The sequence below is a fragment of the Amycolatopsis sp. lyj-346 genome, from assembly GCF_046548975.1.
GTDB lineage: Bacteria > Actinomycetota > Actinomycetes > Mycobacteriales > Pseudonocardiaceae > Amycolatopsis.
This window is the reverse complement of sequence record NZ_JAJPWT010000024.1, coordinates 71,167-91,184: the sequence shown is the minus strand read 5'-3', so window position 1 is coordinate 91,184 and position 20,018 is coordinate 71,167. Positions and strand designations below refer to the sequence as shown.

Annotated in this window: 15 protein-coding genes; 8 read left to right on the top strand and 7 right to left on the bottom strand. The window is 67.6% G+C overall.

The window, feature by feature from the left end; all coding sequences use genetic code 11:
* Positions 1 to 285 precede the first annotated feature (285 nt).
* Genes ACLJQE_RS42020 through ACLJQE_RS41995 form a run of 6 tightly spaced genes read left to right on the top strand, consistent with a single transcriptional unit; the run spans position 286 to position 5,677 of the window.
* Positions 286 to 897, top strand: a complete 612-nt coding sequence (locus ACLJQE_RS42020) for an RNA polymerase sigma factor (RefSeq protein ID WP_410645395.1) — start codon at positions 286 to 288, stop codon at positions 895 to 897.
* Positions 887 to 1,810: a hypothetical protein gene (locus ACLJQE_RS42015; RefSeq protein WP_410645394.1), complete on the top strand. Its 924-nt coding sequence runs from the start codon at positions 887 to 889 to the stop codon at positions 1,808 to 1,810. Before ACLJQE_RS42020 ends, ACLJQE_RS42015 begins: the two co-directional genes overlap by 11 nt.
* Positions 1,807 to 3,609, top strand: a complete 1,803-nt coding sequence (locus ACLJQE_RS42010; RefSeq protein ID WP_410645393.1) for an AAA family ATPase — start codon at positions 1,807 to 1,809, stop codon at positions 3,607 to 3,609. Before ACLJQE_RS42015 ends, ACLJQE_RS42010 begins: the two co-directional genes overlap by 4 nt.
* A gap of 39 nt (positions 3,610 to 3,648) precedes the next feature.
* Positions 3,649 to 3,930 (top strand): multiubiquitin domain-containing protein, encoded by a 282-nt coding sequence (locus ACLJQE_RS42005; RefSeq protein ID WP_410645392.1) that lies wholly within the window; start codon positions 3,649 to 3,651, stop codon positions 3,928 to 3,930.
* A 2-nt stretch (positions 3,931 to 3,932) separates the two neighbouring features.
* Positions 3,933 to 4,340, top strand: a complete 408-nt coding sequence (locus ACLJQE_RS42000; protein WP_410645391.1) for an E2/UBC family protein — start codon at positions 3,933 to 3,935, stop codon at positions 4,338 to 4,340.
* A gap of 5 nt (positions 4,341 to 4,345) precedes the next feature.
* Positions 4,346 to 5,677, top strand: coding sequence for a ThiF family adenylyltransferase (locus ACLJQE_RS41995; RefSeq protein WP_410645390.1), 1,332 nt, complete (start codon positions 4,346 to 4,348; stop codon positions 5,675 to 5,677).
* A 1,095-nt stretch (positions 5,678 to 6,772) separates the two neighbouring features.
* Here the strand turns inward: ACLJQE_RS41995 and ACLJQE_RS41990 are convergent.
* The 3 genes from ACLJQE_RS41990 to ACLJQE_RS41980 form a co-directional block, all read right to left on the bottom strand.
* On the bottom strand, positions 6,773 to 6,997 hold the full coding sequence (locus ACLJQE_RS41990) for a KTSC domain-containing protein (RefSeq protein WP_410645388.1): 225 nt from the start codon (positions 6,995 to 6,997) through the stop codon (positions 6,773 to 6,775).
* Positions 6,998 to 7,282: 285 nt separating this feature from the next.
* On the bottom strand, positions 7,283 to 9,061 hold the full coding sequence (locus tag ACLJQE_RS41985; RefSeq protein WP_410645387.1) for an AAA family ATPase: 1,779 nt from the start codon (positions 9,059 to 9,061) through the stop codon (positions 7,283 to 7,285).
* Positions 9,062 to 9,521: 460 nt separating this feature from the next.
* A complete protein-coding gene (locus tag ACLJQE_RS41980; protein ID WP_410645385.1) occupies positions 9,522 to 11,444 on the bottom strand; it encodes a hypothetical protein in 1,923 nt (640 codons plus the stop codon).
* A gap of 350 nt (positions 11,445 to 11,794) precedes the next feature.
* Between ACLJQE_RS41980 and ACLJQE_RS41975 the strand changes: the two genes are divergently transcribed.
* Positions 11,795 to 13,324, top strand: coding sequence for a hypothetical protein (locus ACLJQE_RS41975; RefSeq protein ID WP_410645383.1), 1,530 nt, complete (start codon positions 11,795 to 11,797; stop codon positions 13,322 to 13,324).
* Positions 13,325 to 13,764: 440 nt separating this feature from the next.
* On the opposite strand, the gene ACLJQE_RS41970 is transcribed toward ACLJQE_RS41975, so the two are convergent.
* The 3 genes from ACLJQE_RS41970 to ACLJQE_RS41960 all read right to left on the bottom strand — a co-directional run bounded on the left by ACLJQE_RS41970 (position 13,765) and on the right by ACLJQE_RS41960 (position 18,281).
* On the bottom strand, positions 13,765 to 14,958 hold the full coding sequence (locus ACLJQE_RS41970) for a P-loop NTPase fold protein (protein WP_410645381.1): 1,194 nt from the start codon (positions 14,956 to 14,958) through the stop codon (positions 13,765 to 13,767).
* Positions 14,959 to 15,003: 45 nt separating this feature from the next.
* Positions 15,004 to 17,460, bottom strand: coding sequence for a P-loop NTPase fold protein (locus tag ACLJQE_RS41965; RefSeq protein ID WP_410645379.1), 2,457 nt, complete (start codon positions 17,458 to 17,460; stop codon positions 15,004 to 15,006).
* Positions 17,461 to 17,831: 371 nt separating this feature from the next.
* Complete coding sequence (locus ACLJQE_RS41960) at positions 17,832 to 18,281, bottom strand: hypothetical protein (protein WP_410645377.1); 450 nt, start codon at positions 18,279 to 18,281, stop codon at positions 17,832 to 17,834.
* Between the two features lie 609 nt (positions 18,282 to 18,890).
* Between ACLJQE_RS41960 and ACLJQE_RS41955 the strand changes: the two genes are divergently transcribed.
* Positions 18,891 to 19,094, top strand: a complete 204-nt coding sequence (locus ACLJQE_RS41955) for a hypothetical protein (RefSeq protein WP_410645375.1) — start codon at positions 18,891 to 18,893, stop codon at positions 19,092 to 19,094.
* Between the two features lie 400 nt (positions 19,095 to 19,494).
* Here the strand turns inward: ACLJQE_RS41955 and ACLJQE_RS41950 are convergent, their stop codons facing one another.
* Complete coding sequence (locus ACLJQE_RS41950; protein ID WP_410645373.1) at positions 19,495 to 19,989, bottom strand: NUDIX hydrolase; 495 nt, start codon at positions 19,987 to 19,989, stop codon at positions 19,495 to 19,497.
* Positions 19,990 to 20,018: the final 29 nt, after the last annotated feature.

Here is a 20,018-nt window from a genome sequence, read left to right as displayed (position 1 = left end):
GTCCAGCGCGGTCAGCTCGGCGTCGACGGCCTCGGGCAGGATCTTGCGCAGCACCGGCGCGGCCCGCTCGACCGCGCGGTCGACCATCCGCCGGGTCTGCACCTGGACCCCCAGGTAGACCTCTTTTCGGCCATCGAGCGGCCCATCAGCTGTCGTTGGCACGCTCGGTCATGCGGTATGACTATGCGTCAGGTAGAGTGCGTCGAAATGTGACGTAGATCACTTTGATGCAGTATTTCGTCGGTTGAGGGGTGTAGGCCGGGTCGGCTCGACGACCAGGGTGTGATGACGCAGGCCAACGAGGACGACGAGCTGCTCAGCGCGTGGCAAGATGGACGCGCTGAGCCTCTTGACGTCTTCAAAGCTGTCAGCGCGCCGATGCGCCAACGGGCTCGCCAGGGCATCGCGATGATCACCGCGGACGTCGTGTACGAACACGACGTCGACGACGTGGTGTACGACGCGTTCCTCGAGCTGGGGCGAATCGGGCCTGCGGGCGTGAAGTCCTTGATCGGCTTGGCCAAGACGATCGCGTATCGCCGGGGACAGGACGCCGGTCGGGCCATCATTCGCGAACGCGAGCGCATGCGTGACCTCGTGATCGATCTCGGTGTCACGGCCGATCCGCAGTTCGCCGAGGATGACGTACGGGAAGCGGCAGAGCAAGAGGTGCTCCTCCGGGTGGCTCTCGAGTGCATGAAGGGCCTCACCGACGAGCAGCGCGCCGTCGTGCACGAGACGATCATGAACAGCACTACCTTGTCTGACTGGGCACTGCAGTCAGGAAGGAGCTACCAGTCCGTCGGCAGGCAACGCGATCGAGCGCTGGATGCGCTGCGCAGATGCGTCAACCGCAAGCGATCACCCGATCATGAAGGGGCAAATGATGAACGGTGACGACGAGATCGGCGACCTGAGCAGCGACATGACCGAGCGGTACCTGCTCTTCCTGCGCGGGCGTGGACCCGAGCCGGACTTGACGGAACTGCCTCAGGAGCTACGCGACGCCGTGCGGGAACAGCTCGAGATCGTCGCGGCGCTCGCCGATCGCGGCCCGGAGCCGCCTCCTGTCGAGGAGGACCCGGTGGCGATCCGGCTGGGACTCGTGCCCGGACCCAAGACCCCCGAGACGCCACCGACGGCTGGGCGGGATCTCGGATACGGCAGCGTGCGGCAGGTGCTTGAGGACCTGCAGTTCCGGTTCGGCGAGCAGATCGACCTCGAGTTCGCCCCTTCCTGGGAAGCACGGGTTCCGGCAGGGATGACTCCGGTCGCCCAGTCCGCGGTCTTCGGTGAAATCGTCGCCGTGTGCCTGGCTGAACCCGGCCAGTGGCTCGGGGAGCCGGAGGCCGTCGCCATGTTCTTCCGCGAGAGCCCGATCTCGTCGCTCGCGATCACTTCGGTAGATGGCGAGCGGGCGGTGCTGATCACTGCGGCCGACGCCCAGCGCTCGGTGGACCCGGTCCGCGGATGGCTACCTCCACGGAGTCCGGCGCCCGAACCGCTCGACATCGCCCTCGGCCGGCATTTCGATCAGTTGCTTCCAGCGTGGGACCAGGTTGTAGGGCTTGACGGCTTCCTCGACGTCGCCGACACCGAGGCGACCGGGGCAGAAGCCGCCGAGGATGAATGGCAACTGGCTCTCCGAGGGAAGCCGCGCCTCGATCACAAGAAAGAGGGGCAGCGCTGGCTCGGAGAAATCGGTTCCTCGCCGATCGCCGCGATGGTCACCGCTGTTCAGGAGCGACGTCTGGTCGGCGATGAACTGCTGGCCGAGCTCGCCAGGGTCAGTGGGGCAGGCGCGTCGTGATCCGCAGTATCCAGCTCGCCAACTGGCGGGCGTACCGGAGTCTGGACCTGCATCTCACTCGTCCCGTCACGTTCTTCGTTGCTCCCAATGGAGTGGGAAAAACCTCGCTGGTCGAAGCGGTGCGGTGGGGGCTACTCGGCACCCCCGGCCAAGACCGTCGACGTGCCGTCCGAAGCGGAAGCGAATCGGCAACCGTCCGGCTCGGACTCAACTTGCCCGGGTATCCAGATTTGCAGGTGACCAGGACTCTGAAACGAACCGGAAGCGCGACTTTCATCGCGACGGCCGGTGGTGCGGAGATAAACGAATCTAAGTACGAAACGATTCTCCGTGAATCCTGGTCTGCTCGGCCGGGTTTGTTGGATGCACTCATCTTCGGCACCAAGGCGACTGGGAAGGACACTGGGTTTCCGATCCGTGACCACCTCGCGGACGTCTTCGGCATCCAGCCGCTGCTGGATGCCGCTTCCCAGCTCAAGGAGCGCCGAGGCGTCCTGGCTGCGAAGATCAAGTCGGTCCGTGACGATCTCGTTGCGACCGACGGGGCGGTCGCCGAAGCCGACCGCGAAGTAGCCGACCTCGAGCATGAAGTCGAAGCGGCTGCTAGGGAACGAAGCATCGCCGAAGCTCGAATCGGCGATCTTGAAGTCACTGCAGCCAGAGCTGATGCGTGGGAACGCTACCGCCACAGCGCAAAGGACTACGACGATCGAGTGCGCGACCTGGTCGTGCAGATGACCGACGTGCTGGATGTCGGCGCGCGCGATCCGGCGAGCGCGCTGGCCGATGAAGAGCGTGAGGCTGACGCTGCTCTGCAGGACAGCCTGGCTGCCCGGGCAGCAGCCGAGGTCGCGTCGGCGACGGCCGCGAACGCCGCCGATCTCCTGAACGCCGCGATGACTGAATGCCCGACGTGCCTGCGCCCGCTCAGCGCGGCCGAGCGCGACGCCGCACTCGCCTCGCACGGCGACCTCGGCGTACACGCTCGCACCGAGGTCGAACGCCGCGACCTGGAGACCGCGTCCGTCCGGCGGCGGCTTGCCGCAATAGCCGACTTCGGCCGGACCTTGAACGGCCTGCAGGCTCCAATCGAGCCCGAGAACGAAGACCCAGGCCCGGCCGCAGCCATCGAGCTAGCCAACGCACGCCGGTTGGTGTCCGAGCTCGCCGAGAAACATGGCGCACTCGGTGCCCGGTTATCGGAAGCACGACGAAAGGCAGCGAGCCTGCGCCAAGCCGGACGTGAGCACAACGACCTTTTGACCGCGGCTCGCGAGGACGCCGTCGCCGAGGTTACGCAGAACACCTTGAACCGGGTGGCGGACCACTACCTGAACGAACGGATACAACCGCTAACCCAGGAGATCAGCCGCCGCTGGAAACTCGTGTTCGGCAGTGACGGGCTGCGGTTCGGTCCGGATGGGCACCTGGGTGTCCAGCACGGCGACGTCGAACTCGGCCTCGGCGACCTCAGCGGTGGCGAACGTGCGACAGCGCTACTGGTGACCAGATTGCTTCTGATAAAGACGTTGGCGCGCGCGTCGACGATCTGGTTCGACGAACCCCTGGAGCATCTTGATCCTCGCCGCCGCGCCACCATCGCACGGACACTCCTGCTCGCCGCCGACGCGGGCGCCGTCGACCAAATCGTGGTCACGACCTACGAGGAAGGCTTGGCCCGCAGGTTGGCCGCGATCGCGCCGAACACGGTCGAGCTCATGTACGCGCGAGCGAATAAAGAATTGCAAGTTTTTCCCGAAGAGGGGGGTGTGGAACCGACGAGGCCGACGACCTCTTAGTGAAAGCCCGCATCAGGCGGGCCGACCAGAGGAGGCGACGTGTCAGCCACTCACGCCGGTGCCGACATCGACAACACCCCGGGACGTCACCCCGGGGAACAACGGGCCAAGTTCGTGTTCGACGTCGACGGCACCACCTACGAGCACGAGCGCCCCACCATCACCGGCGCGGAGATCATGGCCATCGCCGGTATCAGCTCCGGCGACGGACTGATCCAGATCCTGCCGGACGGGACCCGCAAGACTGTCGCGCCCGACGAGACGGTTCACCTGGTGCCCGGAGCGCAGTTCAAGCGCCGTCCGCGGTTCAAGCGGGGCTGATCATGACGGAGCCGAACCGGCTCGCGGCGCGCCTGGCGCAGGAGGAAACCCTGCTGCGCCAGGCATACCCCGGAGCCCGCATCGATCGGGAGTCCCTCGTCGTCGTGCTTCCCGCTCACCGGCTTCCAGGTGGCTGGTCGCACGACGAAACCGACGTGCTGTTCCAGATCCCGCCGAACTACCCGGCAGGGCAGCCGGACAACATCTGTGCCCGGCCCGACCTGACCCTCGCGAACGGCGGGACGCCGGGCAATAGCCAAGGCGTGCAGGCGCACGCGGGCAAGCCCTGGCTGCAGTTCTCGTACCACGTTGAGCCCGGCGACTGGAAGCCGACCGCAGACCCGGCTTCCGGCAGCAATCTCGCCGAGTACCTCGCCGGTGCCCTCACCCGATTCCAAGAAGCGGACTGACGACCATGAGCTCCCTCAAGTTCACCGTGCCGGGCCACTGGGCCCGCATCGAGCAGCACCTCAGGAACGCTTCGGGCGAGCGCTTCGCCTTTGCCTTGACCGACATCTTGCGCAACGACCCGAACGGCCCGGTTCTCGAGGTCGTGGACGTTGTCCTCATCGACGACCGAGAAGCCCACCATGGCGCTCACGGCTGGTCCATCAAGGACGACGCGCTCGACCGGGTGCACAATCGAGCCATCACATCCGGCCGAGGTCTGGTCGAGTTCCACAACCACTACATCGGGCCGCCGCAGTTCTCACGCATCGACGAGACGAACCTCGCGCCCATGGCGGGGTACGTGCTGGACCTCCTCGACGGTACGCCCTACGGCGCGGCCGTCTGGGCTGAGGGCTCCCTGTGGGCTGAGTGGTGGCGACCGGCCGAGGCCGGAGGTGTGGAACGCCGTCCGTTCGACACGGTGGTCTCCATCGGCTCCTCCTTGCGCGTCCTCAACGCCCGGGCGGTGGACGACGAGCGGTTCGTCCGCCAGCTTCCTCTCCTCGGGGCCGAAGCCCAGGCATCGATCGGCAGCTTGCGGGTCGCGCTCGTCGGCGCCGGCGGGACCGGGTCGCACGTTGCGGCTGCGCTCGCGTACCTCGGCTTCCGTCGTGTGCTGATCTTCGACGACGACTTGGTCGAAACCACCAACCTCAACCGGATGGTGACCGCTGATCACGCCGACATCGGCAGCCCGAAGCAGCTCGTCGCCCGTCGCCGGATGCGCGCGATCGACCCGCTCATCAACGTCGGGCAGCGGCCGGGGATCACCGTTGCCGAACCGCATCCGGAATTTCATGACGTCGACCTGATCATCGGGTGCGTCGACCACGACGGTCCCCGTCACCGGCTCAACCAGATCGCGGTTGACTCGCGGGTGCCCTACCTCGACATCGCCACCGGGGCCGACCACACCGCCGAGCCCGCGGCTCTCGGTGGCCGTGTCGTGTTCGTCTTACCGGACGGTCCTTGCCTGTCTTGCCTGGACGAGCTGGACTCAGCCGAAGTCGCACGCTGGGCGAAGTCCGCCGACCAGCAAGCCCTCGATCGGCAGCACGGCTACGGAACCGGCTCGGCCAACCCGTCCGTGGTCTACCTCAACGGACTCACCGTCCACGCCGCGCTGGTTGAACTGGCAGCTTGGCTCTCCGGTTCGAGGCCACCGGCGACGTGGCTCGACGTGGACCTGGCTGGCAGCACGCGGCAGCCCGGCACCCAGGTCGGCCCCCGACAGGTCACCGGTCCGCGGGAAGGCTGTATCGACTGCGGTGGAGTTCGACGATCCCGGTCGGCTTGACCATGGTCGAGCCCGGTACGGCGAGATCACCGGCGTACCGACCGTCGGAAACCATGCGGCGTCCTGACCAGCCAGCGGCCCAGCGCTTTGGCCAGCGTAGCCCTCCGGCCGCGGAAGCCGGACCGGCTGATCGGCGAGGTGCAGGGACAGCGCGAGTGCCGCCTACGGCCGGTCCAAGCTCGCCACGACGGTCTTCGGTCTCGAGCTGGACCGCTACCTGCGCTCCGCCGGCTCACCGATCATCAGCGTGCTGGCCCAGCCCGCTCTCACCCGCCACCAACCTGACCCCGTTTACATGGGAACACCGCGGCTGGCCCGCGCGGCTCGGCCTGCTGGTCACCCAGCCAGTGGCGCGGGGCGCGTTGCCGCAGCTGAACGCCACGACCGCGCCGGGCGTGCGGGGAGGCCGGTTCTTCCGGCCGTCCGAGCCGGGGGAGACGCGACTGCATTGCCGAGGCACGGCTCAACCGGGACGCGGTCGACCCGGCGATCGGCAGGCGGCTCTCTGCAGCGGCTGAGGACATGGCCGGAGTCAGCTATCTCTGAATCGTGCTAAGGGCGCTTGCGACGTGCATCGGATGATGTCTCGGGGCGGTTCGTTCGTCGAGTATGATGGGGGATAGGTGTTGGAGGGGCTGCGCATCGCGAAGCTCCTGCTGGCCCGGCGTTAGCCCGCCCGGCAGGACACCAGCGGGGCCGGGCAGGCGTCGGCCGCGGAGAAGAACCCGATCGACACATAGTGCACAGGTAGGCCAGCCCGGCGATCGCCGCGATGACCGCGCACACGACCGCGGCCAGCGTCAGGAGCCCGCTGACGAGATACGTCCTCGTCCGGTTCGCAGGCACTGTGACTACCTCTCCGATCGAAGAGTGCTTGTTATAGAACGAACCCCGCAGCCTTGCCCCAGGTTGCCGAAGCCAAACCCGACGAGCACGAGGCGGCCCCACTACTGCGCCCGGCCGCGAGGTTCGGCCTGTCCAGCCTGGCGCGATTAGGCCGCTGACAAAGTCGCATGATGTCGCGCACGCCTACTTATAGTCATATTCGGCGTTAGGGGGTGTCCTCCTGACAGACCGCGCCACGGTCCCCGGTCTTCAGCTCGCCCGCTGGTCGACCCTCTGGTACCGGTAGCGATCGCGGATGTTCGCCCAAATGAACTTGCCGTGGCTCGGTGCCCGGAGCAGTCCGTCGGACACGTCCGCGGGGACGTCGAAGTACTGGTAGATCGCCTGTTCGCGGACCTCGATCTCAAGGGTCTGGCTCGCCGGGTCGTAGCCGATCGAGACGACGTTGGACGAGGTGACGGGTTGGCGTTGCATCTTGACTCCTTGGGCTCTTGACCTGCGGTGATGCGTTCGGGTACGAAAATGTCGGTGGTGTGCGCTAGAACTGTGGAGACGGATCGGAGGGCCGATGAGCAGCGACCGCAATGCTCCGGAGCGTTCGCCGAACGGATGCCGGTGGTGTGGCATCGCGAGGCTGCACCACGGCGGCCAATGGGCGCCCGATGTCGGATGGCACACCTGGGTGGCTCCCAGCGATGAGCAACGCAAGGAGCGGATGCACCGGAGGCGGGAAGGCGGACCGTCCTCCGGCGCCCGCGACTACTGCTCTGCCAGCGTCCGGGCTTCCTCGAACACGTCGCGGAGCTCCTGAGGGACCTCGCTAGCATCCCGGAGGGACAGCGCCAGATCGGCCATCATCACCGGCTTGCCCTTCGGGCCGATCGGGCTGGCTGCCCGGAGCATCTCCTGGACGCCGCTGCTGAACTTCCCGTTGCGGTGAGCCCGGAAGTCTTCCGCGAGCCACGGAGTGTCGCGTGGCCAGCGTTCGTTGGCCACGCGAGCCCACAGCTCGTCCGGGAAGAGCTCTTCGAGTTCGTTGTAGTGCTGCGACTCGCCGACGAAGCGGGTGATTTCACCGTATCGAGTGCCGAACGCTCGCTGCAGGTTCGGGACCTGGAACATCTTGTTGTTCCGGCTGTCGGCGTCCACCACGAGTTTGACCTTGCGGTCGTGCTCCGCCAGGTACTTCGCCAGGTGCAGCGCGCCCTCGTTGTTGTCGCACGCCCAGAGCGCGATGCCGGCGGCCTGGAGGGACAGCCCCTCCCTCAGCCGGAACAGGAGCGGGAACGCCTGGAGTTCCGTGGCGCCTTCCACGGCCATGAACAGCCGTTCGTGCAGGAGGACGGAGTTGCGGAGCCCGACGCTGGCGGCGATCTTGCCGAGGAACCGGTCGATCTCTTCGTGCTTCTCCGTGCCGAGGCGTTCGACTTCGGTTTGGCCGTCGACCTGCTTGAGGTGCACGACGTCGGCGATGTCGACGCCGTCGATGAGGTTCATCGAGTGCGTGGCTACGATGACGCTGACGCTCGGGAGCTCACTCTGCTCGCGGATGAGCTTCATGAGCTTCCGCTGGTGCGCGTAGTCGAGGTGGGTGTCCGGCTCGTCGTAGAGGACGATCGTCTGGACCGGCGACGGCGCCGGCTCTCCGTGCTGGTCGGGATCGGCCTCGGTGGCGTCTTGCTGGGCGAGCAGATCGCTGTTCCACTCCCAGATCGCCAGCGCGACACGCCGGTTGCTGCCCTTCCCTGATCGGGCCAAGCCCACCGGGCCGGTCGAGCTGCGCGCGATCTGGAGGTCGGTGCCGCGGAGTCGATGGGTGAACGAGACGTCGGGTTCCACGGTGACCGACTCGAGGTCAGGACACCGACGTCGGATATGGTCACACAGCGATTTGGACTCGTTCCGGATCCGTTCTTCGACCTCGCTCTCAAGGTCGGCCAGGCGCCCCTGGAACTCCGGGTCCTCGACGTGGGCACGGTATCGGGCTTCCAAGGTGCTCTTGACAGTCTGATCCGGGTCCGCGATGTTTCCGTCGAACATGAGCGGGCGGGGGAGCCGGATCTTCAGCTCGCGAGGCGCGGGGAGCCAGTCCTCGCCGTCGGAGTGTTCGGCGGCGTAGGTTTGTAAAGCGGCGCGGGTGTCGGCTTGGCGGGTGGACTTCGGCTTCAGGCCGAACTCGCGGGTGAGGGCGGCGAGGGCGGCGGCCTTGGTAGTGGCGAGGCTGCGAAGCCGCTCGTCCGTCGGCACCGGGGCCCAGTATTCCCAGCGGGAGCCCTCGTCGTCGGCGACCCGGCGAACACGAGCCTCTTCGTCGAGGTGGAAAGTTTCCTGTTCCCAGGCGTCGAGGAAGAACCGTCCTTCGACGCTGGTCGTCGCGCACCGAGTGCCGTCCGATCCGGGCAGGTACGACCGATCGGCTTCGTCGAATTCGTAGTCGTCCAGGAGGAATCGCAGGGCGTCGAGCAGCGCGGTCTTTCCGCTGTCGTTGTGGCCGGCGATGATCGTCGGAGCGCCGATGGGGATGTTTTCGATCTTCAAGAGCGAACGAAACCCGTTCACGGAGTAGTTCTTCAGGTGCACCTTGCGGACAGCTCCATTCGGCAGGCTGTGACGTTCCCCAGGTCACGTCGTTGGCGGGGCTGAACCGGATCGCGCAGGCCGATTCCGCCGATTGGTGAGTCATCGTACGGATATTCGGCCCAACGTGTGGTGCCTGCCCCGGCGTGTCGGCGATACGAGGTGGCGGTAAACGATTTCTGAAACTGGACAAAAATGCCGCAAGAAATGGTCAATTAGTGGACACTTGATTCCTGTGACGAAGTTTTTGTGCTTGCCGCCGGTTGTGTCATCTGTTTCGTCGGAGATCGCGTGGGCTGGGCCGCGGATCATTGGAGCCGAGAGGCGGGTGGCGGTACTTCCCGAATGCGGGGCCGCCGGCACGCGCAGGTGGCCCAATCCGCCCGCCTCCCAGTCGGGGCGCTCGGAGCTTCGGCGCCGCTCAGCAGCCGATCTCCATGGCGGTCGGCGCGTGACCGGGGACGCCGACCCCGTCGATGTAGGTGATGGCGGCTTGCCCGGACGCATATTCGGCGGGGGTGGCCTCGTCGAGGCTGAAGGCGATGGCGCCGCCTGGGCCGTCGACGACGACGCCGTTGGTGCCTTGCCCGAAGTCGAGGTCGAGGTATTCGTGGATCTGGTGGCCGTGGAACGCAGTGCGCAGCTGAGCGAGCGTGGACCCTGCGTGGATGCCACCGATCTCGGTGGAGAGCTTCGTTCCGGAAGCGCCGGCTCTGATGGCCAGCACATGCCCGTTCGTGTCGACGCTGTACGTCAGCTGCTGGCCGGACTTCTGGTAGCTGACGCACGCGGGGTTGGTGGTCTCGTAGATGTTGCCGTGGTCGGTGTAGCCGCGGGCACGCAGGTCCGCTGCCGTGGTGGCGAGGCTCAGGTCGCCGATCCCGTCAAAGCGGACCGTGCCGCCGCTGCGGCGCTGGACAGTCGCCTGGGGTTTCTGCTGCTTGATCCCGCCGACCTGCTCGGCGAGGGTGCCGGCCAGCGGGTAGAGGATGCTTTCCACGGTCTCGGGGAGGACCTTGACGGTGCCGAGGAGCTCGACCAGGGCGCCTTGCAGGTTGAGCTGCTTGAGCAGGTCGCTGAGGCAGGCGTGGACGACGCCCGCGGTCGCCCGGACGCCGGTCGCGGTGAACAGCCCGGTCGGTGGGGTGGTGTGGGCCTGTTTGACGACGCAGTCGATCAGGCTGAACGCCTGGCCGACCCATGCTGAAGGTTTCCCGGCCTCGCCCTTGGTGACGGTTCCCTTGATCGCCGCTTCGGCCGCCGACTTGATCGCCGGTTTGAGGGTGGCTTGTTCGGGGGCGATGACCATGAGGAACGCCAGTGCCATGTCGAAGCCGACCGCGTCGCTGTCGATGTCCATCGTCGTGGTCGCTGTCTTCTTGAGCTCGGGGGTGGCGGTCACCGTTCCGAGGGCAGCACCACCGAGCACGGCGCGGTTCTGCACTGCCCAGTAGGCATTGCGGACGAGGTTGACGAGGTCATCGCCGTTGTTCCAGACGTCGCCGAGCCGCAGGGTGAGGCCGGCGGGCAGTTTGTCCAGGCGCAGCGGGAAGGCGAAGCCGTTGCGCAGCCGCACTGTCGTGTCCCGGTCGGTTCCGGTCTGGGCGCAGGCGGTCAGCCGGTTGAGCAGGCTTTTCGCGGTGACGGTGACGTCGGTGGCGGCCGGTTTGCAGGCGAGGTCGGGTGCGATGCCGAAGAGGTCTTTCACGAGCGTGCGGGTGAGCTCCGTGAGTAACTGAGTGACCCACTTCGCGAAGGTGACGCTGCGGTCGATGACCGTGTGTATGACCTTGCCGGCCACGTTGACCAGGGCCTTCGCCGGGTTGAGGACGACCGCGCTGAAGAGGGAGAAGTGCGGGGCGACGCCGCTGACGGTGTGCCGGATCGGGTCGGCCTTCGCACTGAGGATCGGGACCCAGCTGTCGAGTTCGCGGTCGAAGACGGCGAGGCCGACCTGATCTGCGGTGAGCCCGGCCGGGACCAAGGCTGGGTCGTAGGTGAGGGTCACGGTGGAGCGACCCGGGGTGAGGGATCCGTTCGTGACCCGGAGGTCCACCGGGGTGCCCGCGGCCGTGGCTCCGCGCAGAGTGGCGTTCAGTCCTGGTGTCTCGGTCGGAGCCGGGACGAAGTCGACAGTCGTTCCCGGGGCCATCGCCCCCGCCGGGACGTCGATCGAGGACGTTCCATCCGTTGATTTGAACGCCGGTCCTTGCGCGGCCGGTGTCACCGCTGCGGTGGCTGCGCCGTCACCGGTGAGCGCGCGGATCCCGAACCCCGCGCCCACTGCGATCACGACGAGTGCGCTCACCGTGAGCAGCACGGTTCGCTTCGTCGGACGATGCATGGGAGACCTTTCCGTGCCGACCTGGTGTGTGTTGTGTGCCGAGTCGGCTGGGGACACCGTTGCGTTACGACGTCGCCCGGATCCCAGCGGCGTCGTAACGCCCGAGGACGCCGAGGAGACAGTGGGGGAGATCGGACGGTCACCCGTAGTCCGCCCAGGACACCGGAAGGCAGGAGGACCCTGTGGTGGCACCACCGAAGACCACGCGACGGCGTCGCCTCGTGGTGGTGTTAGTGCTGGTGATAGCGCTCGTGGCCGGGGGAGTGACGGCCTGGCTGCTCAGTGGCGGGTCGCTGCCGGGCAGTTCTACCGCGACCGCGGGCGAGGCGTTCCGTGACCTCGGCAGCGGCGTGAGCGTCACCGACGGCGCGCCGGCAACGCTGACAGCGGTCTCCGACGATCACGTCACGAAGCCGCCGTTCTCGGAAACCGAGTCGTTGGGCGGGGTCGTGCACATCACGCCGGACGGGGATCTTCCCCAGCCGGTCACGCTGCGGTTCGCGCTGAACCGGCCAGCCGAGGCCGCCGACGTGGTCATCGCAGTCAACCGGACGGGCGCGGCCGACGGCTGGGAGCTCGTCACGCCGTCCAAAGTGAAAGATGGCTACGCCTTCGTCACGACGAACCACCTGTCGTGGTGGGATCCCCTGTTCCGCAGCTTCGGCAACCTGGTGGACGCGGCCAAGGCCGAGCTGAAGAAGAGCTTCGACTCGTTGACCGGCGACGCCTTCGCCGATGCCGAGAAACCGAAGTGCCCCGGCGAGCAGGACGCCCGCAACCAGGGCTACTCGATCGGCTCGAAGGGCAGCGACCCGCTGTACTGGTGCCTCGGAATCGAGGGCGGTAAGCCGACGGTCCGAATCGTCGACAAACGTCGATATCCGATCCTGGTGAACCACGCGGGGATCGCCGTCGCGCAGCGGCCGAAGGACCGGTTTGGTGTCGAGTGGCTGGCTCAGCAGTCGTTCAGTGACAAGCGCACCGTGCTGCTGCCGTTCGATCAAGCGGCGTTGAGTTACGAGCTCGCCAAGGGCCAGAGTGTGAGCTTCACGACGGAGTACGACGGGTTCGCCGAGTCGTTGTACCAGCTCGAATTCGGCGTGACGACGCTGATCAACATCCTGACCCGGTTCGGGGCGGGCGGGGGCACCATCAGCAACGGTGCGATCAAGATCGACCAGTTCGACCGGATCACCGAACTTGCCGGGAAGTTCCTTCACGTGAAGGAGTGCGCCGGCGCGCTGAACCGGAGCTCACCCGACGTCGGTGCCATCCTCGCCGGCTGCTTCGACCCGGCCACCCTCGGGGACGTGTTCGGCTGGAAAGGCGTGCTCCTCGGTGCAGTGCTGGTGGTCGGACCGGCGGCAGAGTTCTTCCGCAGCCAGTTCGAAACGCTGAGCGATTTGCTGCAGGGCCGTGACCGGGAGACGGTGACCGTGACCTATCAGCCCAAACCGGCGATCCCCTTCGTCGGGCACTGGGCGGTGCACGGCCTCACCATGGACATCAGGAAGGACGGCACAGGCAGCATCCAGTGGAATGCCGGCCCGTGCGACTCCGCGACTTCCAGCGTGAGCCGGATGTGCAGCGGCAACGCGACGGTCAAGTTCACCTCGACCGGCGCCGAGCAGTTGACCGGCACCTACACGAAGGTCTGGTACACCGACAGCGGCGGCAACACGGTCACGAACTACGCCTACGCCAGCTCGGAGTCCCAACCCGGCCAACGCTTCACGCTCAAGCGCAACGACGAGCACACTCTCATCGCCTCCGGCGGCTCGGCCGACGACCCGGACGGGCCGGGAAACCCGTACCTCTGCGACGCCTACGCCATTCAGCACAACGTAGGTGGCGAGAAGTACGACATCTGCGGGGCGTAGGTGTGTTCAGGTCGGGCCGCGACCGGGGAGGATCAGTCGGGGCTGCTGACGGTGCCTCGATGATCCGTCTGCCATTGCGTGACTGGCCAGCGGTGATCCGCTCCGTTCCCAGCACGTTCAGCAGCGCCAGTGCTTCGGCGTCGACGTTGGCTCGCGAGGGCCTGTTGGAGTTGAAGAATGCTGCGACAGCGATTGCCAGGACGCGGTCTGGGGCACTGCGGGACGTCCGACCGTCGATGCACAGCCCGCGGTGCAGGCTGCGCGCGGACACGCGACCGCGGAGCCGGCGGATCGGCTTCCGTGGAAGATGCGAGGAGGGATGGTAATTCGCTGAATCCTGGCGGTCGATGCGCAGCACGACATCGTGATCCTCAAGCTTCGCATTCAGGACAGCGCGAAGTCGCCGGCCTGTATGCGCTTTTCGATACACCGGTAGAAGGCTATTCCCGCTCGGTGAACAGGTCGTAGGTCTCGAAGCCGTACCGGGCCACCGCCCCTGCCCACGCCTGATAGGTCGTCATCTCGCCGTGTACCTTGGTCCCCGCACGGCGAAGGGTCTCGACCCATCCGTACAGGCGGTAGTTCTTCTGGTCACCCTCGAGCTCCTCGGCGATGTCGCGGACCGACGACGGGGATGAAAGCCGAACGAGCAGGGAGCGCGCGCGGTGGGGGTCGCCGACGAGCGTCGCGAGTAGCAGGGCAGCAGCCTGGTATTCGGCGTCGCCCAAGAATTTCTCAAGCCGCTCCTCCGGGACTGACAGCCGAACCAGCCGGTAGAGATTCGCGAGCTTTTTCACCGCACGCGGCGTCGGGAGCAGCACCGCGACCTCGGCGAGGAAGTCCTGCTCGAAGCTCCGGATGGACAGTCCTTCGCCGGCGAGATCGATGGCGAGCGGGGCGATGTCCGGCAGAGGCAGCTCGGGTGTCGCGTCCACTGTGTCGTGGTGGACGAACGTCGGCGCCCGGTCCGGGACTTCCCGGACGTCCGGTGTGGGCGGCGGGGAAATCTCGCTCTTCGCCGCGGGTTTCGGTTCGGCTTCGTTGGTGACCGGCAGCATCGAGCGTAGGTAGCTGGCCGCGCGCAGGCCCATCGGCCGCAGGGCGAACGGGATGTGAAAAATCTTGTCCAGGTAGTCGAGCGGCGTGACCCGGTCGGCGAGGAGCCCGCGGTGGTGCTCGTTCAACGCGCTGAACAGCCACCTCGGGTCAACCGCCACGACGACCATGAACAGGTCCATGGTGAGCAGGAGGTTGACCGCCTGGAGCACGTCGGCGACCCGGTCGGGCCGGCAGCGGTCGAGGTCGTCGACGTAGAGCACGACCCGCTGCAACGGCGGCCTGTCCTCCTCGCCGCCCTCACGCCACTTGCCGCGGGTCTTCGCGAGATCTTCGCTCAACCGGCGCAGGTCGTGGTGGATGCGCCCGGTCAGACCACGGAAGTTCTCGTAGCGCTCGGCCGTGCTGATCTCGGCGAGCAGCCGGTGGAGGCGGTGCGCGGGATCGACGCGGGCCAGTGCGTCGTCCGCCTTCTCGATGGCGGTGTCGAGCTCCTGCTTGCGGCGCAGCAGCTGCTTGCGCACGTTCTCCGTGGACTCGGCGAGCCGCCGCCACGCCGTGACGACGGGCGTGAACACTCCGGCGGCCCCGGCGACGGCAGCGCCGATCCAGGTCAGCTCTGCCTAGCCGAACCGGACCCCGAGGACCACTCCGGCGACGCCGGTGACGGCGATGAGCACAACCAGCCAACCACGCGGGCCGCGCAGCTCCCGCCACGTGCTTCGCAGCGCGGCTCGGGCGACCCGCGCGCTGCGCAGAGGCGCCCGGAGCGCGGCAAACCAGCCACGGTCGGCGCCGATCCGGTCGATCGCGCCGAGGTCGGCGGCGAGCCGTTCGCGATCCGCTTTCCGCGTCGACAGCTTCGCCTTGAGCTGGGCGACCTCGTTCGCGGTCGCCTCGAGCTCGGCGGCCTTGTCTGGGGTCGGTGCCGGTTCGTCCTTGGCCAGCTCGCGGAACATGTGCTCGACGAGCCCGACCCACAGGTGGTCGTCGCTGTAGTGCCAGGCGTTGAACGTCACCTGCTTGAGGTTCGAGACGTACGCGCTGCCGGGCCGGGCGCGGGCCTGGCCCGCGGTGTCTTCCAGCCAGGCCCGCAGCTGGCACATGAATGTGGACTTGCCCGTGCCCCAGTCGCCCAGCAGCGCCACCGACAGCGGCGGCTGGACCGCCACCGCGGCGAGCATGGCGCCGACCCGGCGGACGTCTTCCGCGATGTCGAGCCGGTCGACGCTGCTCTCGAGATCGCTCTGGACGTCGGGGAGCGTCTCGACGACGACGGCTGGCCGCTCGGTTTCCGCAGGCAGCTGGGTGCCGGAGGACAGATCCCATTTGCGGACCGTCCCGTCCGCCGAGCCCGAGAGCAGCACGGTGCCGACGTTGTCGAGGAACGCAAGCGCAGTGATCGTGCCGTCGTGCCCCCGAAACGGTTCGCCCGCGAACACCCCGGTTTTGGCATCCCACTGCCGCACGACCCGATCGGTGCCGCCGCTATAGATCCGCCGCCCGTCCGGGCTGAACCGGACGACGGTCACCGAGCCCTTGTGGCGTTCCGCCGACGTCCAGTTCTGCTCGCCGGTGCGGGCGTCCCACACGCGGACCCAGCCGTCGTCACCGCCGCTGACGAGCCGCCGCCCGGCGCCGTCCACCGAGACCGTCAGCGCTCCCCGGGGGTGGGCCGCGATTGGCTCGCCCAGGCGTTTTCCGGTCTCGGCGTCCCAGCGGATGAGCCGGCCGTCGTCGCTGCACGCCGCGATGATCTGTTTTCCGTCGGGCGTCACGGCGACCGAGTTGATCACGCCGCGATGGCGCTTGAGCGGAGTACCGATCTGGTCGCCGCTGTCGCGGTCCCAGCGGCGGACTGTCCCGTCGGCGCCTGCGCTGACGATCCGGCGGCCGTCCGGCGTGAACGCGACCGCGCGCACACCGCCTTCGTGCCCGGTGATCGGCTGACCGGCGGGGTCGCCCGCGACGGCGTTCCACGGGACGATCTGGCCGTCTTCGCCGGCCCGGACGAGCAGTTCTCCGTCCGGCGAGAGCGCGAGCGCGTTCACCCAGCCGTCCGGGGAACGCAGCCGTCCGAGTGCCCGGCCGGTGCGGCCGTCCCAGCGCCGCACGGACCCGTCGATGCTGGCGCTGAAGACCGTGCCGGTCCCGTGGTGCACGGCGAGGGCGTTGACCGCGACGGCTGGGCCCTCGAAGAACTCGCCGACGTTGATGCCGCCGGTGAGTGACAGGACGCCGATCGTGCCGTCGTTGCTGCAGCTGACGACCCGCTCGCCGCTCGCGCTGACCTGGACGGAGCGAACCCAGTCGGTGTGTCCGGACAGCGTGCCGATCGCGGTGCGGCCGGTGAGGTCCCAGGTGCGGATGGTGCCGTCACTGCCCCCGCTGGCGATCCGCTTGCCGTCCGGCGTCACGGCCACCGTGAACACGGTGCCGTCGTGGCCACGCAGGGGCGCGCCGATCGACCGTCCGGTGCGGAGGTCCCAGCTGCGGATCGTGCCGTCGCTGCTGCCGCTGATGAGCCCGGTCCCGTCCGGCGTCAGGGCCAGCGTCTGCACCCACCCGTCGTGGCCGACCAGGTCGCGCTGGTCGCCGGTGCGGTGGATGACGCTGTCCGTGCCGCTCAAGACGAACTCCCCGTCCGGCGAAGCCGCCACGGCCCGCACCGGTCGCTCGGTCCGGATGATCGTGATGGTGTTGCCTGTGCGCAGATCCCACTCGTTGAGCGTCCCGTCGTCGCCGCTGATGACCCGGGTGCCGTCCGAGCTGAGCGCCAGGGTCCAAATCAGGCCGACGTGGCTGGACGCCTCGCGGATCAGCTTGCCGGTGTCCACGTCCCACAGACGGACGACGCCGTCGCTTCCGCCGCTGACGATCTGCTGGCCGTCCGGCGTGACGGTCACCGCGAGCACCCATCGCGAGTCCGCCGCGATGGGTGCCCCCAGCTCCCGCCGTTCGAGCAGGTCCCAGCGCCGGAGGAAACCGTCGCCGCCGCCGGTGACGATCCAGCCGTTCGCCGGGGCCATCGCCATCGCGAAGAACGGCCAGAAGTGCCGCGCGAACGGCTTGTTGTCCACCACGTACAGGTAGTCGCGGCCCTCACCCGGAACGTGACAGTGTGCGGTGGAAAAGCGCGCTTCGCGGATCTCGAAAGTTCCGTTCCGAGGCCGGTCGCCCTGAAGGACCGGAATGGGACGACGGCACCCGAGCCGGGGCCGACGCCGTCATCTGGTGCACCGGCTTCCCGTCCGCACCCACCTCGCGCCGCTACGGCTGCGGACCACCGGCGGCCACATCCCCACCGGCGGCACGCGTGTTGTCGATGCGGCTGGACTTTACCTGCTCGGCTACGGCGACTGGACGGGTCGGCTTCGGCCACCTTGATCGGAGTCGGCCGAACTGCGCGGGCCGCCGTCGCCGACATCCCGGCACGTCTCACGTGTTGAGGTCAGGGTTGCCCGGTGAGTCCTGATCGGCGGAGGTCGGTGACGAACGCTTTCAGCTCCTCGGCCAGGAAAGGCGAGGCGTAGGTCTTCACGACGTCCGTTCGGGCCGGGCAGACGTCGAGGTTTGGGCACACCAGCGGAATCATGACCCGTAGCGTCTTATACAGCTGTGCATATGGGAGCGTGCCGAGGATCTGCTTGACCCCGAACGCGGACGTCGCGCTGAGGACCTCGGCGAGAAACGACGGGCACCCGACCTGGATCAGCCCGGCTCGGATCGACAGCTGCGCCCATTTGGTGTACGTGCCGGGGTCGAGTCCCTTCGCCACCTTGTTTAGACACACGCAGAGGCCGTGCTTCTGGTAACGAATAGGTTGAGACCATGGGACTTTGTCGATCGTGCGGTTGGCGAGCCGGGTGTAGAAGCCGTTCTCGTCGAAGACATACGCCACGACGTCGCCGGCGATGTTCGAGGGATCCCGGCTCAGGGATTCCTTGGCGATCTGGCGGCGGCTTGCCGTGCGGTCGAGTTTCGGCTTGATCTCGGGAGGTGGTGCCGGTGGTGGGGTCGTCGACGGTCGCCGATCTGCGTGTCGCGGCGGCGGAAACGGGCTCCGTGTCGGCCGGTGGACGGGTGCGCGGGCTGTGGAGCGGCGAGTGCGCCTCCGTTGCGCGCGGCGTGCGCAGTCCTCTCCGGCTTTCGAGCCCTTGAAGTGTCGCCCTTTGCAGTACTGACATTCGTACTGGCTTTCTGGAAGCTTCCGGCGCCTCGCCATTCATCCCACGCTATGAACCAAAACCTCGACGGTCACTCGGCCGTTCCGGTCCCGAGGTAAGCCCACCAGGTCACACCCCGCGTTGTAATTCATCCTTGTGAGTCAACGTCGTTCATTCTCGTGGGTGCTTCGTCAACTCCTGCACCGTGGCGACGACCAGCCGGGTCGCCGCCACCAGACTTCCGGCTCGACGTCGAGGCAACGGCCAGCCGCGGGCTGACCGGGGTCGCCGGATGATCCGTCCGTCGCGACGTGCCGCCGGCCGCGACCATCGAAAGGTGACCGATGATCGACCAGGTCTGTGGCGCCGTCCGGTCAGGTGCGCGTGGCGAGTTCGGCGGACTGATTCCGGTCCGGCCGGCGACCAGCAGGCTCGTCGTCTGCTTGCGCGGTCACCGGCTCGACCTGGACCTCTTCGACAAGTTCAAGCCCTATAGCCACCGCTACCGGCGGCATGGCTCGCTGTGCGAGGTTTGCAGTGCACAGTAAGGCTGCGAGCCCGCCGCCCGGCGCCTCGCCGAGTGGGCCCATCTCGACGTCACGGCCCAGCACGCACCGGGCACGGTTCCGGACGACGGGCTCGCCCTGATCGCCCATCCACCGGCTGCGGGGACGCTGGCCGGTCGGATCGCACTTCATCTCGACGGTACGGAGGTCACCACGAGCCCGTGCGCGAGCTGTCGAACAGCGACCCTGGACTAGGTTCACGTCGCCGCCAAGTACCGGCGACTCGGCTTCGGCCGCATGCTGGTAGCGGCCGCGGTGGCTCGTGCTCCGTCCTATCGGTGGACGGCTCCGCTGCCGCATGGTCAGGGGGCGCAGTCGTTTCGTGCTCGGATCGCCATGCGCCGACCTGGTCAGCGGGGCGTCCACGCTGGGGAGGCCGGTCTCACGCGGTGAGGGCGAGGGGGGGTGGCGGGAAACGGTTGTCGAGGAGTGCCTGCAGGAGGTCGGGCAGCTCCGCGGGCAGGACCTTGTCGCGGCAGGTCGCGAGCGCGGCGGCTGACCACCAGCGTCGTTCGATGAGTCCGGCGCGTTCGTTGGCGGTGTGGCGTAGGGCGACCTGTGGCGCGTCTTGGTCGGTGCGGGCGAGGTAGACGTGGTCGAGGCGATGGTGCTCGCGGCCGCGGTAGGTGAAGCGGCTTTCGCGGGTCCAGAGCTTGCGGCCGATCTCGTCGAGGACGAGTCCGGTTTCCTCGGCGATCTCGCGGCGGGCGGTGTCCTCGAGCTTCTCGCCGGGGTCCTGGCCGCCGCCGGGGAGTTCCCACCAGTGGTGGTCGGGCTGGTCGGGGTCGCGGGCGTGGATGAGCAGGACTTCGTCGTCGCGGTTGAGGAGCAGGACGCGGGCGCCGACCCGCAGGGCCGGTTCGCTGGCGACGGTCATCCGGTAGGTCCTCGTGCTCGGCAGCTGGG